At 43.3% G+C, this 15,666-nt stretch carries 30 protein-coding genes; all 30 read right to left on the reverse strand.

Translation table 11 applies throughout. The features are described 5' to 3' along the window. Window positions 1–314 precede the first annotated feature (314 nt). Entirely contained in the window at window positions 315–428 is a 114-nt protein-coding gene (gene rpmJ, locus D7Y06_RS08055) for a 50S ribosomal protein L36 (protein ID WP_003022746.1), read from the reverse strand. 103 nt (window positions 429–531) lie between these two features. Then, the gene (infA, locus tag D7Y06_RS08060; RefSeq protein ID WP_016213352.1) at window positions 532–750 is read right to left on the reverse strand and encodes a translation initiation factor IF-1; all 219 of its coding nucleotides are present in this window, start codon (window positions 748–750) and stop codon (window positions 532–534) included. A 1-nt stretch (window position 751) separates the two neighbouring features. Further along, window positions 752–1,027: a KOW domain-containing protein gene (locus tag D7Y06_RS08065; protein ID WP_120407295.1), complete on the reverse strand. Its 276-nt coding sequence runs from the start codon at window positions 1,025–1,027 to the stop codon at window positions 752–754. Beyond that, window positions 1,024–1,821 (reverse strand): type I methionyl aminopeptidase, encoded by a 798-nt coding sequence (map, locus tag D7Y06_RS08070; RefSeq protein ID WP_120407296.1) that lies wholly within the window; start codon window positions 1,819–1,821, stop codon window positions 1,024–1,026. The genes D7Y06_RS08065 and map overlap by 4 nt, the downstream gene beginning before the upstream one ends. 3 nt (window positions 1,822–1,824) lie before the next feature. After that, window positions 1,825–2,469: an adenylate kinase gene (locus tag D7Y06_RS08075; protein WP_120407377.1), complete on the reverse strand. Its 645-nt coding sequence runs from the start codon at window positions 2,467–2,469 to the stop codon at window positions 1,825–1,827. Window positions 2,470–2,575: 106 nt separating this feature from the next. Continuing rightward, window positions 2,576–3,892, reverse strand: a complete 1,317-nt coding sequence (gene secY, locus D7Y06_RS08080) for a preprotein translocase subunit SecY (RefSeq protein WP_120407297.1) — start codon at window positions 3,890–3,892, stop codon at window positions 2,576–2,578. After that, on the reverse strand, window positions 3,892–4,332 hold the full coding sequence (gene rplO / locus D7Y06_RS08085) for a 50S ribosomal protein L15 (RefSeq protein ID WP_120407298.1): 441 nt from the start codon (window positions 4,330–4,332) through the stop codon (window positions 3,892–3,894). The genes secY and rplO overlap by 1 nt, the downstream gene beginning before the upstream one ends. Window positions 4,333–4,355: 23 nt before the next feature. Next, window positions 4,356–4,538, reverse strand: coding sequence for a 50S ribosomal protein L30 (rpmD, locus tag D7Y06_RS08090; RefSeq protein ID WP_120407299.1), 183 nt, complete (start codon window positions 4,536–4,538; stop codon window positions 4,356–4,358). A gap of 14 nt (window positions 4,539–4,552) precedes the next feature. Next, window positions 4,553–5,062 (reverse strand): 30S ribosomal protein S5, encoded by a 510-nt coding sequence (gene rpsE, locus D7Y06_RS08095; protein WP_120407300.1) that lies wholly within the window; start codon window positions 5,060–5,062, stop codon window positions 4,553–4,555. 18 nt (window positions 5,063–5,080) lie between these two features. After that, on the reverse strand, window positions 5,081–5,449 hold the full coding sequence (gene rplR, locus D7Y06_RS08100) for a 50S ribosomal protein L18 (protein ID WP_120407301.1): 369 nt from the start codon (window positions 5,447–5,449) through the stop codon (window positions 5,081–5,083). Window positions 5,450–5,468: 19 nt separating this feature from the next. Beyond that, window positions 5,469–6,008, reverse strand: coding sequence for a 50S ribosomal protein L6 (gene rplF, locus D7Y06_RS08105; protein ID WP_120407302.1), 540 nt, complete (start codon window positions 6,006–6,008; stop codon window positions 5,469–5,471). 231 nt (window positions 6,009–6,239) lie between these two features. Next, window positions 6,240–6,641: a 30S ribosomal protein S8 gene (gene rpsH / locus D7Y06_RS08110; RefSeq protein ID WP_120407303.1), complete on the reverse strand. Its 402-nt coding sequence runs from the start codon at window positions 6,639–6,641 to the stop codon at window positions 6,240–6,242. 191 nt (window positions 6,642–6,832) lie between these two features. Further along, on the reverse strand, window positions 6,833–7,018 hold the full coding sequence (locus tag D7Y06_RS08115; RefSeq protein WP_120407304.1) for a type Z 30S ribosomal protein S14: 186 nt from the start codon (window positions 7,016–7,018) through the stop codon (window positions 6,833–6,835). Window positions 7,019–7,034: 16 nt separating this feature from the next. Then, on the reverse strand, window positions 7,035–7,574 hold the full coding sequence (rplE, locus tag D7Y06_RS08120; protein ID WP_120407305.1) for a 50S ribosomal protein L5: 540 nt from the start codon (window positions 7,572–7,574) through the stop codon (window positions 7,035–7,037). A 21-nt stretch (window positions 7,575–7,595) separates the two neighbouring features. Next, a complete protein-coding gene (gene rplX, locus D7Y06_RS08125) occupies window positions 7,596–7,907 on the reverse strand; it encodes a 50S ribosomal protein L24 (RefSeq protein ID WP_120407306.1) in 312 nt (103 codons plus the stop codon). A 14-nt stretch (window positions 7,908–7,921) separates the two neighbouring features. Then, complete coding sequence (gene rplN, locus D7Y06_RS08130) at window positions 7,922–8,290, reverse strand: 50S ribosomal protein L14 (protein WP_120407307.1); 369 nt, start codon at window positions 8,288–8,290, stop codon at window positions 7,922–7,924. A 17-nt stretch (window positions 8,291–8,307) separates the two neighbouring features. Continuing rightward, window positions 8,308–8,565 carry a 30S ribosomal protein S17 gene (rpsQ, locus tag D7Y06_RS08135; protein WP_016213338.1) on the reverse strand — a complete coding sequence of 86 codons (258 nt, stop codon included), beginning with the start codon at window positions 8,563–8,565 and terminating at the stop codon, window positions 8,308–8,310. Between the two features lie 22 nt (window positions 8,566–8,587). Continuing rightward, complete coding sequence (gene rpmC, locus D7Y06_RS08140; protein WP_120407308.1) at window positions 8,588–8,797, reverse strand: 50S ribosomal protein L29; 210 nt, start codon at window positions 8,795–8,797, stop codon at window positions 8,588–8,590. Beyond that, entirely contained in the window at window positions 8,784–9,224 is a 441-nt protein-coding gene (gene rplP, locus D7Y06_RS08145) for a 50S ribosomal protein L16 (RefSeq protein ID WP_120407309.1), read from the reverse strand. The genes rpmC and rplP overlap by 14 nt, the downstream gene beginning before the upstream one ends. A gap of 2 nt (window positions 9,225–9,226) precedes the next feature. Further along, window positions 9,227–9,883: a 30S ribosomal protein S3 gene (rpsC, locus tag D7Y06_RS08150; protein ID WP_120407310.1), complete on the reverse strand. Its 657-nt coding sequence runs from the start codon at window positions 9,881–9,883 to the stop codon at window positions 9,227–9,229. Window positions 9,884–9,894: 11 nt separating this feature from the next. Beyond that, complete coding sequence (gene rplV / locus D7Y06_RS08155; protein WP_120407311.1) at window positions 9,895–10,281, reverse strand: 50S ribosomal protein L22; 387 nt, start codon at window positions 10,279–10,281, stop codon at window positions 9,895–9,897. Between the two features lie 20 nt (window positions 10,282–10,301). Beyond that, window positions 10,302–10,583, reverse strand: a complete 282-nt coding sequence (gene rpsS, locus D7Y06_RS08160) for a 30S ribosomal protein S19 (protein WP_120407312.1) — start codon at window positions 10,581–10,583, stop codon at window positions 10,302–10,304. A 13-nt stretch (window positions 10,584–10,596) separates the two neighbouring features. Then, window positions 10,597–11,439, reverse strand: coding sequence for a 50S ribosomal protein L2 (rplB, locus tag D7Y06_RS08165; protein WP_120407313.1), 843 nt, complete (start codon window positions 11,437–11,439; stop codon window positions 10,597–10,599). 30 nt (window positions 11,440–11,469) lie between these two features. After that, window positions 11,470–11,769 (reverse strand): 50S ribosomal protein L23, encoded by a 300-nt coding sequence (rplW, locus tag D7Y06_RS08170; protein ID WP_120407314.1) that lies wholly within the window; start codon window positions 11,767–11,769, stop codon window positions 11,470–11,472. After that, window positions 11,769–12,389 carry a 50S ribosomal protein L4 gene (gene rplD, locus D7Y06_RS08175; protein WP_120407315.1) on the reverse strand — a complete coding sequence of 207 codons (621 nt, stop codon included), beginning with the start codon at window positions 12,387–12,389 and terminating at the stop codon, window positions 11,769–11,771. Before rplD ends, rplW begins: the two co-directional genes overlap by 1 nt. 27 nt (window positions 12,390–12,416) lie before the next feature. Continuing rightward, a complete protein-coding gene (gene rplC / locus D7Y06_RS08180; RefSeq protein WP_120407316.1) occupies window positions 12,417–13,100 on the reverse strand; it encodes a 50S ribosomal protein L3 in 684 nt (227 codons plus the stop codon). A gap of 123 nt (window positions 13,101–13,223) precedes the next feature. Beyond that, on the reverse strand, window positions 13,224–13,541 hold the full coding sequence (gene rpsJ, locus D7Y06_RS08185; RefSeq protein ID WP_120407317.1) for a 30S ribosomal protein S10: 318 nt from the start codon (window positions 13,539–13,541) through the stop codon (window positions 13,224–13,226). A 552-nt stretch (window positions 13,542–14,093) separates the two neighbouring features. Further along, the gene (locus tag D7Y06_RS26950; protein WP_243119168.1) at window positions 14,094–14,609 is read right to left on the reverse strand and encodes an MATE family efflux transporter; all 516 of its coding nucleotides are present in this window, start codon (window positions 14,607–14,609) and stop codon (window positions 14,094–14,096) included. Between the two features lie 62 nt (window positions 14,610–14,671). Beyond that, a complete protein-coding gene (locus tag D7Y06_RS26955; RefSeq protein WP_243119169.1) occupies window positions 14,672–14,932 on the reverse strand; it encodes a hypothetical protein in 261 nt (86 codons plus the stop codon). A 153-nt stretch (window positions 14,933–15,085) separates the two neighbouring features. Then, window positions 15,086–15,613, reverse strand: a complete 528-nt coding sequence (gene hpf, locus D7Y06_RS08195; RefSeq protein ID WP_120407378.1) for a ribosome hibernation-promoting factor, HPF/YfiA family — start codon at window positions 15,611–15,613, stop codon at window positions 15,086–15,088. Between the last annotated feature and the right edge of the window lie 53 nt (window positions 15,614–15,666).

Consider the following 15,666-nt stretch of genomic DNA (forward strand, 5'->3'; position numbering starts at 1 on the left):
CCACTGAAATTATAAATTGACGCAAAGCGCCTACCTACTGTAATGTGACAGTAACCATATGCAGCTCCGGTGTCCCGGCCTGAAATGTGTGCATACATTACCATCCACGAAAGAGGGGAAGCTTCTCTTCCCCGTCCCAAAGGGCATCCCCTACAGAACTAGCCTTTCCATAAAAATCCAAAGAATCCCGGTATGAAGAATTCTTCGGACAAGCGTTTTACGCTTTTTTATTATGAACAACGTAACAACCCTTCCAGGTGTTTCGCTGCAGCCGCACATAATAGTTGCCGCTTACGCGGTTTTTAGGAAACAAATTAGCCCTGTCTCTGTTTGTGTTTTGGATTTTCACAGATAATGCGGATGCTTCCTTTTCTCTTGATAACTTTGCATTTTTCGCAAATAGGTTTAACTGATGATCTTACTTTCACAGCAAATCCTCCTTTCTTATCCGTTGCGCAGTATAATTCTGCCAGTTTCCAAAAAGTCCATTTCAAATGATACCACAAATATACCTGTCTGTCAAATACTTTTTTATTTATCTCTCCAGATAATACGCCCCTTTGTCAAATCATAAGGGGACATTTCGATTGTCACTTTATCTCCCGGAAGAATCCGGATAAAATTCATTCTCAGCTTCCCGCTGATATGGGCTAAAATCTGATGCCCGTTTTCTAACTCTACCTGAAACATAGCATTTGGAAGTTTCTCCACCACAGTTCCCTCTACTTCAATAACATCTGCTTTCGACATTTCATAAGCCTCCTACTAAAACATTTAATTTCTCATATTTTCTGATTGCCCTGCGAATAGTTGTATCGGACAGTTCCTCTTCTCTCTTTAACAAATCCTGCAATTCCCCAGGTATGTTTTTTATAATCTGAAAATGCTTTACATTTTTCTTTTTTGGATTGGCAATTCCATGGGTACTTCCATTTACCAGATATGCCTCCCGCTCTCCCTTGCTTAAAATGTAATAAATATGGTTTTTGTCATGTCCCGACAGGGACTTTGCAAATTCTACAGTCATAGGCTTCCCTCCGGAACCCAGATTCCCCCGGCAATCTCATCCTCTGTAATCGAAAGGATTTCCGGCCTGCTTTTGGTGATTAGTATGGTATTTTCATAATGGGCAGACAGTTTCCCGTCCTGGGTCACCACCGTCCAGTTGTCATCCATCCACTCCACATTGCCTGTTCCCTCATTAATCATAGGTTCCACTGCAAGGGTCATCCCCGGCCTTAAACGGATTCCTCTGGTGAGTTTTCTGAAATTGGGCACCTCCGGCTCCTCATGGAGATGGGAACCGATTCCGTGTCCCACCAAATCCCTGACTACCCCATAGCCCCCTTTTTCCGCATAATCCCCGATGGCCTTGGATATCTGGTGAAGATAACAGCCTGCCGTGGCAAACCGAAGCCCCGCAAAAAAGCTTTCCCTGGTACGTTTGATAAGCCTTGCGGCATTTTCTGAAATTTCTCCAATGCCGTGGGTCCTTGCGGCATCGGAGTGATACCCTTTGTAAATCACTCCGATGTCAAGGCTTACAATATCCCCATCTTTAATCCGCCTCTTTTGGGATGGTATCCCATGCACCACCTCGTTATTTACAGATACGCACACAGATGCGGGATATCCCTGATAATTCTTAAAAGAGGGAATGCAGCCGTAACTGCGAATCATTTCTTCGCCTATTTGGTCAATCTCTAAAGTAGTCATTCCCGGCTCTAATGCCTTTCCTAAATTCTGGTGTACTTTTGCCAGAATTTTACCGGCAGCTCTCATAAGCTCAATTTCTCTGGCAGATTTTATGGTTACTGCCATAGATTAAGCTCCTAAAATCTCTACGATTGCGGAAAATACACTTTCCATAGGCACTGTTCCATCCACGGATTTTAAAATTCCCTGATTCTTGTAATAATCAATCAAAGGCTGTGTCTGCTCATGGTAAACCGTTAAACGCTTCTGAACAGTCTCTGGCTTGTCATCGTCCCGAAGCACCACTTCGCTGCCGCATCTGTCACAGATTCCCTCTACCTTGGTGGGGATACTGACAACATGATAGGTTGCACCGCAGTTTAAGCAAGCTCTTCTGCCTCCCATACGGTTTACAATGTTCTCATCCGGCACATCCACGTCAATGGCATAATCCATTTTTTCCCCGATTCCCTTCAGGGCATTGTCCAATGCCTCTGCCTGGGGAATAGTCCTTGGGAATCCATCCAGGACAAATCCGTTTTTGCAGTCATCCTGCTTAATGCGGTCCATAACCAAATCGCAAGTGAGTTCGTCGGGAACCAATGCTCCCTGGTCCATGTACTCTTTTGCCTTTTTTCCCAGCTCCGTGCCGTTTTTGATGTTAGCCCGGAAAATATCTCCCGTGGAAATATGGGGAATCTGATATTTGTCTGCAATCTGCTTTGCCTGTGTTCCTTTTCCGGCTCCCGGAGCCCCTAACATAATAATCTTCATAAGATATCCTCCTTTTTTAATAGCATTTTTGGAGATACGGCTGTGCCAGTATCTCCAAAATAATATATTGCTGCAGCAATCGCTGCGCATTGCCTTCCTGTGGGATTTAATCATTTAAAAATCCTTTGTAATACCGCACAAGCATCTGGGACTCAATCTGCTTAATGGTCTCAATTACCACACCTACAATAATAATGATAGAAGTTCCGCCAAATGAAACATTGGCGTTAAACACCCCGTCAAAGAATATAGGCACAAATGCAACAAATGCCAGACCTACCGCCCCGATAAAGACAATATAATTCAATAGTTTCGTTAAATAATCGCTGGTTGGCTTTCCTGGGCGGATACCCGGAATAAACCCGCCGGCTTTTTTCATATTGTTGGCAATTTCCAGGGGATTAAAGGTAATGGATGTATAAAAATATGCAAATGCAATAATCAATACTATATACACAACCAATCCGATGGAATAAACCGGAGCGCTGGGGTCGCACCAATTGGACTGGGACAGTCCCTTTAAAATCTGGCTTCCCACACCGGTTCCGTTTCCCTTGCCTAAAAGGGAAGCGACAATCACAGGCGTCTGCAGCAATGACTGGGCAAAAATAACCGGAATCACCCCTGCAGTGTTTACCTTCAAGGGAATAAAGGATGACTGTCCGCCAACCTGTTTTCTTCCCTGAATCTTCTTGGAATACTGCACCGGAATCTTTCTCTGGGCATCCTGAAGAAGAATAACGAATACCACCATGGCAACGATGATTGCAATCACAATCACTGCTGCAAGCACTCCCTTGGCAACTGTTTTACCGCTGATAAACTGCTGGTACAACGCAGTAAGATCCTCCGGAAGCCTGGAGATAATATTGATAACCAGCACAATGGAAATACCGTTTCCGATTCCCTTTTCCGTAATTCTCTCACCAAACCACATCAGCACAGCAGAGCCCGCCGTCAAAGCGGTCACAACCATAATTACATTCAACGCATTGAATTCTTCCAAATAGCCGCCTCTTCCAAATCCTACCGCCATAGCGACGGATTCGATCAGGGCAAGGACAACGGTGAGATAACGGGTAAACTCCGCAATCTTCTTTCTGCCCTCCTCCCCTTCTTTCTGCATTTCCTCCAATTTGGGGATTGCGATGGTCAAAAGCTGCATAATAATGGAACTTGTAATATATGGTGTAATATTTAATGCAAAAACAGACATCTGATAGAAAGAACCGCCGGTAACTGCATCAAAGAAGTTAAATGCGTCACTGCTCTGATTTGCAAACCAGTTTGCAAACACATTTCTGTCAACACCAGGAATCGGAAGCTGGCTTCCGATTCGGATGACAATCATGATAAAAAATGTGTACAGTATTCTATCCCGTATATCCTTAATCTTAAATGCATTACGAAGGGTTTTAAACATTAAATCACCTCTGCTTTTCCACCGAGAGCTTCAATCTTTTCTTTTGCACCTGCACTAAATGCATTTACCTGAACGGTAAGTTTCTTTGTAAGTTCTCCGCCGCCCAGAATCTTAACGCCATCTCTTGGATTTTTTACGATTCCCGCTGCCATTAAGCTGCTTACTGTCACAACGGCATCATTGTCAAATACTTCCAGGGCTGACATGTTAATTCCCACGATTTCCTTGGAATTTCTGCATTTGAATCCCCTCTTGGGAATTCTTCTGTATAACGGCATCTGTCCGCCTTCAAAACCTGGCCTTGTAGCTCCTGAACGGGCTTTCTGTCCTTTATGTCCCTTACCGGCAGTTTTTCCGTTTCCTGAGCCGTGTCCACGTCCTCTTCTGAAATTACCATTCTGCACAGAACCCTCTGCAGGTCTTAAGTTTGATAAATCCATGCTGACACCTCCTTATCCATTAATTAGATTTCTTCTACTTTTACTAAATGTCTCACATTCTGAATCATTCCCCGGACTGCCTTGTTATCCGGCATCTCCACTGTTTTGCCGATTTTATTAAGACCCAAAGCTTCCACAGTTTTTCTGTTTTTAGGAACTGCTCCGATTGTAGATTTCACAAGTGTAATTTTTAATTTCTCTGCCATTTTTTAAGCCCTCCTTAACCCACGACTTCTTCCACGGATTTGCCGCGGAGTTTCGCTACTTCTTCCGGAGATTTTAACTGGCTTAAAGCATTGATTGTAGCAAGCACAACGTTCTGCTTATTGTTAGATCCCAAAGATTTTGTACGGATATTGCTGATACCAGCAAGCTCGCAGACATTACGTGCAGGGCCGCCGGCGATAACTCCGGTACCTTCCGGTGCTCTCTTTAACAATACGGACGCGCCAGTATGTTTCCCCATGGTGTCATGGGTAATACTCTTGTTGTCGTCTAATTTCACGGTAATTAATTTTTTCATTGCATCTTCTTTTCCCTTGCGGATTGCCTCGGGAATTTCAGTTGCTTTTCCCAAACCTGCACCTACATGGCCGTTGCCGTCTCCCACAACTACCAGCGCTGTAAAACGCATGTTACGTCCGCCTTTTACAACCTTTGTTACACGTTTGATGGAAACTACTTTTTCATTTAATTCTAACTGACTAGGGTCAATAATTGTACGTTTCATGTAATTCGCTTCCTCCTTCTAAAACTCTAACCCGGCTTCCCTTGCCGCATCAGCTAAAGCTTTGATTTTACCTTCATAAATGAAACCGCCGCGGTCAAATACAACAGTATTGATTCCCTTGTCCAATGCTTTCTTGGCAATTACAGTTCCCAAATATGCTGCAGCTTCCACGTTATTGGTCTTTTTCACTTCTGCCTTTACTTCTTTGTCTAAAGTAGAAGCAGACACAAGCGTATTGCCAACTGTATCATCAATTACCTGAGCATACATGTGATTGTTGCTCCGAAAGACAGACAAACGTGGTCTTTCTGCTGTCCCGGCAAGATGATTACGAAGTCTTCTATGCTTTTTTTCACGAACTTCGGTTCTTGATTTTTTGCTTACCATTTTTTGTCCACTCCTTTACTTATTTCTTACCAGTCTTACCGACTTTACGACGGATAACTTCATCAGCATATTTGATACCTTTTCCTTTGTAAGGTTCAGGTCTTCTCTTATCTCTGATTTCAGCAGCGTACTGGCCGACTTTTTCTTTATCAATACCCTTAACGATGATTTTATTGCCCTCTACGGTGGACTCTAATCCTTCCGGATCTGTCATCTCCACCGGATGGGAATAACCAAGGTTTAAAGTTAATTTCTTTCCTGATTTTGAAGCTCTGTAACCAACACCGTTTACTTCCAGTTCTTTGGTGTATCCATCTGTTACGCCCACAACCATGTTGTTTATTAAAGTTCTTGTCAAACCATGTAAAGATTTCATTCTCTTTAAATCGTTAGGTCTTGCAACATTTATCTGAGAATCCTCTAACTTAATCTCCATCTCTGCTGGAAGTGTTCTTTCCAGAGTCCCTTTCGGACCTTTTACAGTCACATGATTATTTTCTGCAATATCCACAGTAACGCCTGCGGGAACTGCGATTGGCATTCTTCCTATACGTGACATGCCCGTACCTCCTAATTTATATTTTAATTATTATCCTGTTTTATAAGGATGTTCTGTTCACTAAGCTCAACTCTCGCCTTGCGGCTCGGATTCGCTAATCTCACAGAAGGTATGTTCCACTCCACTAACACGCTGTCTTCGCCTTACGGCTTGCCACCGCTAAGTGTCGGGAACGACTTTCACACTAAATTCGTCCTTCGCCTGCGGCTTGCACTCATTAAGTGTTCAATGTCACCAAACAAAAGCCAATACTTCTCCGCCTACCTGGAGTTTTCTTGCCTGTTTGTCGGTGATGATTCCTTGGTTTGTGGAGAGAATGGCAATGCCAAGTCCGCCTAATACCTGGGGAATCTTATCTTTGCCAGCGTAAACACGGAGTCCCGGTTTGGAAATCCTCTTGATGCCGGAAATGATTTTCTCATTTTTATCTGCACCGTATTTTAATGTGATGCGGATTGTTTTAAAGTTGTTCTCTTCAATGATATCGTATTTTACAATATATCCTTCATCCACCAAGATGTCAGCAATCGCAATTTTCATCTTAGAAGCTGGAACATCAACTGTATCATGTTTTGCAGTGTTTGCGTTACGTATCCTTGTAAGCATATCTGCAATCGGATCACTCGTTGTCATATTGAATTTTCCTCCTGATTTTTTATTGTGATACTAAAGGATGTTCTGTTCGATAAGTTCGCGCTGCGCTTAACAGCTTGCGTTCACTATACAATTGAACATTAGCAGTTCAATTGTCATGATCTCACAGAACGGCCTCACACTAACCTCAGCCTGCGCCTGAAGGCTTGCCTTCGCTAAGTGTTTCCGGCCTACCAAGACGCTTTTTTCACTCCCGGTATCTGTCCTTTATATGCTAACTCACGGAAACATACCCTGCAAATGCCGTACTTTCTCAGATACGCATGGGGACGTCCGCAGATTCTGCAACGGCTGTACTCTCTGGTAGAGAATTTCTGTTTGCGCTGCTGTTTTATTTTCATAGATGTCTTAGCCATTAAAATCTCCTCCTGATTACTTTGCAAATGGCATACCGAACTGAGCCAACAGTTCCCGGCCCTCTTCATCGGTCTTTGCTGTAGTTACGAAAATAACATCCATACCCCTTACTTTGTCGATTTTGTCATACTCGATTTCAGGGAAAATCAACTGCTCTTTAATGCCCAGGGCATAATTTCCTCTGCCGTCAAAGGCGTTGGGGTTGATACCCCTAAAATCACGTACACGGGGAAGTGCAAGGTTTACAAGACGGTCTAAAAACTCATACATCTTCTCGCCCCTTAAAGTAACCTTACATCCGATTGCCATGCCCTCCCTGAGTTTGAAGTTGGCAACAGATTTTTTCGCCTTTGTGGTAACTGCTTTCTGGCCTGTAATTGTCTCTAAATCCTTTACGGCAGCCTCCAGGATTTTGGCATTTTCTTTTGCCTCGCCAACGCCCATGTTTACTACGATTTTCTCAAGCTTCGGCGCCTGGAGTTTGTTTTTATATCCGAATTTTTTTACCAATGCATCTACGATTTCATTCTGATACTGGTCTTTTAGTCTACTCAACTGATTTGTCCTCCTCTCTGATTAATCGATTACCTCACCAGTTGATTTGGCAAAACGAACTTTCTTATCCCCATCCATTTTAAAGCCCACACGAGTAGCTTTTCCTTTGTGAAGATACATGACGTTTGACACATCAATTGGTCCTTCCTGATGAACGATACCGCCCTGCTGGTTCTGCATACTTGGTTTTGCATGCTTGGTAACCATATTGATACCTTCCACGAGGAGTGTATTCTTTTTTCTATTTACGGAAATTACTTTTCCCTCTTTGTCTTTGTCTTTGCCGGCAATCACTTTTACCATGTCGCCTTTTTTAATTTTCATTGTAGCCATCTTCGTTTCACCTCCTACAATACTTCTGGAGCCAAAGAAACAATTTTCATAAACTGTTTCTCACGAAGCTCTCTAGCTACTGGCCCAAAGATACGTGTTCCCCTGGGGGTTTTGTCATCTTTGATAATAACAGCAGCGTTCTCATCAAATTTAATATAAGAACCATCTTTACGACGGGCACCTTTTACGGAACGGACAACTACGGCTTTCACTACATCGCCTTTTTTAACAACACCGCCTGGTGTTGCGTCTTTCACCGTAGCAACAATCACATCACCGATATTCGCATATCTTCTGGTAGATCCACCCATAACACGAATGCAAAGAATCTCTTTTGCCCCTGTGTTATCGGCCACTTTCAGTCTGCTTTCCTGTTGTACCATGTTGCAGCCTCCTTTAATTATTTTGCTCTCTCAATAATCTCTACAAGTCGCCATCTCTTATCTTTGGATAAGGGCCTTGTCTCCATAACTTTTACAGTGTCGCCTATTTTGCACTCGTTGTTCTCATCGTGTGCTTTTAATTTATAGGTCTTTTTTACGATTTTATTGTAAAGTGGATGTCTTACATTATCTCTAACGGCAACAACAATGGTTTTATTCATTTTGTCACTTACAACCACACCTGTACGTGTTTTTCTAAGATTTCTTTCTTCCACGGTCTATGCTCTCCTTCCCGTCTTATTCCGCTACAGTTGCTTTCTCAGTAATAACGGTCTGAATCCTGGCAATATTTCTTCTGACTTCCTTGATTCTGCCGGTATTCTCCAACTGATTTGTTGCATTCTGGAATCTCAAATTGAAAAGCTCTTTTTTAGCTTCCACTAACTGTGCATTTAAATCTGCAACAGACTGTGATTTTAATTCTTCTAAATATTTATTCGTTTTCATTTGATTCACCGCCTTCTAAGTCTGCACGAGAAACTACTTTACATTTACAAGGTAATTTATGTGTAGCAAGACGCAATGCCTCTCTGGCGATTTCCTCCGACACTCCGGAGATCTCAAATAATACACGTCCTGGTTTTACCACAGCTACCCAGTATTCTAATGTTCCTTTACCGGAACCCATACGGGTTTCAGCCGGTTTTGCAGTTACCGGTTTATCCGGGAAAATTTTAATCCAAACTTTACCGCCACGCTTGATATAACGTGTCATTGCGATACGGGCTGCCTCAATCTGGTTGGATTTAATCCAGCATGGCTCCATTGCCACAATACCATATTCACCGTTGGTGATTTTATTTCCTCTCGTTGCCTTTCCGCGCATAGTTCCACGGAACTGCTTACGATGTTTTACTCTTTTTGGCATTAACATAATTACTGAGCTCCTCCTTCCTTATTCCCTTTTGTAGGAAGCACCTCTCCTTTGTATACCCATACTTTCACGCCGACTTTTCCGTATGTGGTATCTGCCTCAGCAAATCCGTAGTCGATATCTGCCCTTAAAGTCTGAAGAGGGATATTTCCTTCGCTGTAAAACTCGGTACGGGCCATATCTGCGCCGCCAAGACGTCCGGAGCAGGAAGTCTTGATTCCCTTTGCCCCTGCTTTCATGCAGCGTCCCATACAGGATTTCATTGCACGGCGGAAGGATACACGGTTCTCAAGCTGTAATGCAATGTTCTCTGCCACAAGCTGAGCATCTTTATCCGGTCTTTTTACTTCTTTGATATCAACCACAAGTTTCTTGTCGGTTAATTTCTGAACTTCTTTCTTAATCTTCTCGATTTCTGCTCCGCCTTTTCCGATTACCACGCCAGGCTTTGCCGTATAAATAATTACTTTTACCCTGCCGGAAGCGCGTTCGATTTCAATTTTGGAAACGCCTGCAGCGTATAATTTTTTCTTAAGGAATGTTCTGATATTGTAGTCTTCAATTAAAAAGTCTGCAAAATCTGCTTCCGCATACCACTTAGAGTCCCAATCTTTAATGATACCGACCCTTAAGCCATGTGGATTCACTTTCTGTCCCATGTTCGCCCTCCTTATCTCTCATCAAGCACAATTGTAATATGGCTCATTCTCTTCTCGATTCTGTATGCCCTTCCCTGTGCCCTTGGTCTGATTCTCTTCATTGTTGGCCCTTTGTTTGCATAGCACTCTGCAACGTAAAGGTTTTCTGCTTTCATTCCGTTATTGTTCTCTGCATTTGCAATGGCAGATTTCAATAATTTCTCAATAACCCTTGAAGCGTATCTTGGATTGTACGCCACGATAGCAAGGGCTGTCGCAACATCTTTTCCACGGATAGCATCTAACACGAAACAAGCCTTCTGAACAGATACTCTTGCATAGGATAACTTAGCGGAAGGTCTTGCGTCTTTTACTTCATTTCTCTCTCTCTTAATTTGGGATCTATGTCCTTTAGCCATGAAAAAAGCCTCCTTTCAAATTATCTTACGCCTGATTTCTTTTCGTCTTTTCCATGTCCTCTGTAAGTTCTTGTAGCAACGAACTCACCGAGTTTATGTCCTACCATATCTTCCGTAACATATACGGGAACATGTTTTCTTCCATCATGAACTGCAATAGTATGACCTACAAATGAGGGGAAGATTGTAGAACGGCGGGACCAGGTCTTAATTACTGTCTTGTCCCCGGAAGCGTTCATTGCGTCAATCTTTTTTAATAAACTCTCATCCGCAAATGGTCCTTTTTTTAATGAACGAGCCATAACTCCTTACCTCCTATTTGATTGCCCTACCGTCTCTTCTTCTTACGATAAGTTTATTTGACTGTTTGTGTTTCTTTCTGGTCTTAAGTCCCAGTGCAGGTTTACCCCAGGGAGTACATGGTCCCGGACGTCCTACCGGAGCTTTACCTTCACCACCGCCGTGAGGATGGTCATTGGGGTTCATAACAGATCCACGGACAGTAGGACGGATGCCCATATGACGTTTACGTCCGGCTTTTCCGATATTTACCAGGTTATGGTCGCCATTGCCGATAACTCCGATGGTTGCGCGGCATCCGATGGGCACCATACGCATCTCACCGGAAGGAAGTCTTAATGTGGCATATTTTCCTTCTTTTGCCATAAGCTGTGCTGCCAGGCCTGCGGAACGAACCATCTGTCCGCCCTTGCCCGGGAGAAGCTCAATATTGTGTACCTGTGTACCTACAGGGATGTTCTCAAGGGGCATGCAGTTTCCTACACGGATTTCCGCTTCCGGGCCGTTCATAACTTTCATGCCGTCTGTCAGCCCCTCAGGAGCTAAGATATATGCTTTCTCACCGTCTGCATAGCAGATTAATGCAATATTTGCCGTTCTGTTAGGATCATACTCAATACCGATTACAGTTGCGGGAATACCGTCTTTCTTTCTCTTGAAATCGATAATTCTGTATTTTCTTCTGTTTCCACCGCCGTGATGCCTTACGGTAATTTTACCCTGGTTATTACGTCCGGCGTTTTTCTTTAAAGAAACACACAGGGATTTTTCAGGAGTTGTCTTTGTAATCTCAGAAAAATCCGAACCAGTCATGTTTCTTCTGGAAGGTGTATATGGGTTATATGTCTTAATTCCCATTGTAATTCTCCTTTCAATTCGATATTTTTATCAAAGCCCACTGAAAATCTCAATGTCAGCGCTGTCCTCTGTAAGCTGTACGATTGCTTTTTTTGCAGCCGCTGTCCTGCCTGTCACCATTCCACGTCTCTTTTTCTTTCCCTGGATGTTCATGGTGTTTACGCTTGCCACTTTTGTTCCCTCGAACATTTTTTCAACAGCTTCTTTAATCATAAACTTGTTTGCGTCAGGATGAACGAAAAAAGTGTATTTCTTCTCAGCCATTGCATTCATGCTCTTTTCCGTCACTACCGGTTTGAGGATTACGTCATAATATTGTACGTTTGCCATTATGCATACACCTCCTGAATTGTCTCCACAGCAGCTTTTGTAACGACTACCGTGTTGTATTTTAAGATATCAAACACATTGATGGTTGCTGTGGAAGCTGTCTTAATGGTGGGGATGTTTGCAGCGGATTTCACCACATTCACATCATTGTCATTAAGGACTACCAATGCTTTCTCAACGTTTAAGTTTTTCATTACCTCTGCAAATTTCTTTGTCTTAATCTCATCGAATTTCAGCTCGTCAACTACGATAAATTTGTTTTCCTGAACCCTGGAAGTAAGTGCGGACTTAAGGGCTGCCCTCTTCTCCTTTTTGTTCAGTTTGAAAGAATAATCTCTTGGAGTGGGGGCAAATACCACACCGCCGCCAGTCCACTGGGGAGCTCTGATGGAACCCTGTCTTGCATGGCCGGTCCCTTTCTGTCTCCATGGTTTTCTTCCGCCGCCGCGAACTTCAGAACGTGTCTTTGCTTTCTGTGTTCCCTGACGATTATTTGCAAGCTGCTGAACCACTGCCATGTGCACCAGGTGCTCATTTACTTCCACACCGAAGATAGCATCATTTAAATCCATGGTTCCAACTTCATTACCCTGCATATTTAAAACAGATACTGTAGCCATCTGTAAATTCCTCCTTTCCTGTAAGCGCTATTTTGCTGCTTTCACTGATTCCTTAATTGTTACTAATGATTTCTTAGGTCCCGGTACTGCACCTTTGATTAAGAGAAGGTTGTTCTCTGCATCTACCCGGACAATCTCAAGATTCTGTACCGTAGCCTTTACATGTCCCATATGTCCCGGCATTCCTTTTCCCTTAAACACACGGCTTGGGGAAGAACATGCGCCGTTACTACCCTGATGGCGGTGGAATTTGGAACCGTGAGCCATAGGCCCTCTGTGCTGTCCAAGTCTCTTGATTGCACCCTGGAACCCTTTTCCTTTTGTGATTGCAGTAGCGTCTACCTTATCGCCTGCAGCAAAGATATCAGCTTTAATCTCATCTGCCAGCTTATAATCCTCGGCATTCTCAAAACGAAACTCCCTGACATATTTCTTACCGGAAACCCCGGCTTTCTCAAAATGTCCTTTTTCCGGCTTGTTTACGCCGTGTCTGTTTCTGATTTCCTTCTTGCCGTTTGCGTCTTTGTTGACAATTTTTTCTTTCTTGTCTACAAAACCCACCTGCACTGCGCTGTAACCGTCGTTCTCCACGGTTTTCACCTGGGTAACCACACAAGGGCCAGCCTGCAATACGGTAACAGGTACTAAAACGCCGTCTTCATTGAAGATTTGAGTCATTCCGACTTTTGTGCCTAAAATAGCTTTCTTCATTCTTTTACCTCCTAACTCCTACAGCGGAACGCTTCCTGCGTTCATCCTAGAACAGTCAATATAAGTGGATGTAAAAACATAGCTTCTATATTAAACCTTCGAGGATTGTTTTCGTTTTTAGATTTACTTGTTTTTCATTTTGATATCGATGTACACACCTGCCGGCATCTCAAGACGGGATAATGCATCCACAGTCTTCTGGGTAGGGGTCATAATATCAATGAGTCTCTTATGAGTTCTCTGCTCAAACTGTTCTCTGGAATCTTTGTACTTGTGTACGGCCCTTAAAATAGTAACTACCTCTTTCTTTGTGGGAAGTGGTACGGGTCCGCTCACCTGAGCTCCGTTCTTCTTTACAGTTTCAATGATTTTCTTGGCAGATGCATCCACAAGCTCATGATCATAAGCTTTTAATGTGATTCTCATTACCTGACTTGCCATAAAAAAAGTCGCCTCCTTTTCGCACTTTACCTCAGTACGACAAGCGGTGACTGCACACTCTCCCGTGTGTGTCATAAAGACATTTCACGGTTTTCTACTTTTTTGTAGATTGCTTTGTGATACAGTGACTTGTCGCCAGTTTCTTAACTTGACATTCGCTCCACGGAAAAACCTGCCAAAGGCAGCAACCTCACGCTTCAACGCTATCATGCCACAGCACTTGGTATTATACAGCATGATTCCCAAAAAAGCAAGAACTTTTTACAAATAAATTTTCTCCTGCTTTTGGCCACCAAAAATCCGCACAGTGAAAATTGATTGGCATTGTGCGGATTGCGCACAAAAAATGACAGGGTTATACTTTTTATGTAAGGGGGAAATAAATTGGAGTATCTTGATAAGATCTAAAAAAAGTTTGTCTTTAAGCAGTGCATTCTGCTTTTCTTATGAGTTCTATGTTCAAAACTAACGCAGAGTAGAAAGTCTTTCGTCCCCTGAAACATACAGCCCGGGAAAAAGTATTTCCGGGCCGTATATCTGTATCCGGTACTATTATGGATTTTTAGGGACAAAAGCCTCGCTCTCCAATTCCCGGTAAAGACCTCTCCAAAACAGCACAACCGCTAGCACAGCCGTTAGGGCATCTGCTATCGCCTGAGAACAAATCACCCCAATGTATCCCGCCGCATGGGATGCCGTAAAAATCACTGCGGCAAAAATTACGCCCTGTCTGCTCACCGACAAAAAGAATGCTCCCCAGGCTTTACCTGCAGACTGAAACGTACAGGTCGTAACCAAAACAACCGCCACAAACAGCATCCCCGCCTGCTGCATACGAAGCATTGGGATGCCCAGCTCAATAATCTTTTCCTCCTGCATAAAAAGAGATATCAAAGACGGGGCAAAAAGGGAGAGCACACAGGCCAGCACCACAGCCAAACTGCATTCAAATCCGTAGCAGAAACGAAGAATTTTTTTCAGCCGGAGAAAATTTTTTGCCCCATAATTATATCCCACCAGGGGCTGTGCCCCAAAGACAAAACCCACCAGCACTAAAACAGCTATCATATTCACTTTCTCCGCACACAATCCCGGAGTAAAAACAGAAAATGCCGAGACGTTTGCCGTCCTCATCTTTCTTCTGCCCAAAAAGACGGGATATCACCGAACTGCCCCCCCAGACCAAAAATATCCCCCAGGGCAATCATCAAGGTAAAAACAGGCGCTCCCAGAGAGACCCCTGCCACCAGGTTTGTATTCCCTGTCCGGGCGATAAAATACGTGTCTGCCATATTGTAAATCAGGGACACAACCATACCAAACACCACAGGGAGGGCAAACTTAAAATATGCCTTGTGTATGGGCCCATGTTCAAATAATTCATTTTCCATATCACCAAAATCTCCTTTTTCATTTTTTTCCGGAGAGGATTCCCCCTCATTCGGGAAAAAAACTGCACATATAAACAGCAGAACCGCCGTATCCTTTGGTTCTGCTGTCTTTGCACAATTTCATTTTTACCTGTCAGAAGGATTTCATCTTCTTTAGAATTCCGGCTCAATCAATCCATAAGTGTTGCCGTTTCTCTTATAAACCACATTGACTTCCTCCGACTCTGCATTACAGAAAACAAAAAAATTATGTCCCAATAACTCCATCTGCACACAGGCATCCTCGGGATACATGGGTTTCATGTCAAACCTCTTGGTACGGATAATACGGATTTCATCGTCCACATCCGTTTCCTTCTCAATAAATTCCTTGCGGAAACTAGCCGCATTCTGCTGTTTGCTGATGAGCTTCTTTTTATATTTCTTTAGCTGCCGCTCAATGACTTCCTCAACCAAATCAATGGATACATACATATCATTGCTCACCTGCTCGGAACGGACGATGTTGCCCTTAACCGGTATGGTAACTTCTATTTTCTGTCTCTCTTTCTCCACACTCAATGTGACAAATACTTCTGTGTCCGGCGCAAAATATTTCTCCAGTTTTCCCAGTTTGTCCTCTACTGCCGCCTTTAACCCCTCTGTAAGTTCAATGTTTCTGCCTGTAATGGTAATACGCATGATGTCCAGCCCCTTTCCTTGGTTCACAGGTAGTTTATATCCTTCCTATCTGT

It is taken from the genome of Roseburia sp. 1XD42-69 (genome assembly GCF_003612565.1).
Lineage (GTDB): Bacteria > Bacillota > Clostridia > Lachnospirales > Lachnospiraceae > Roseburia_B.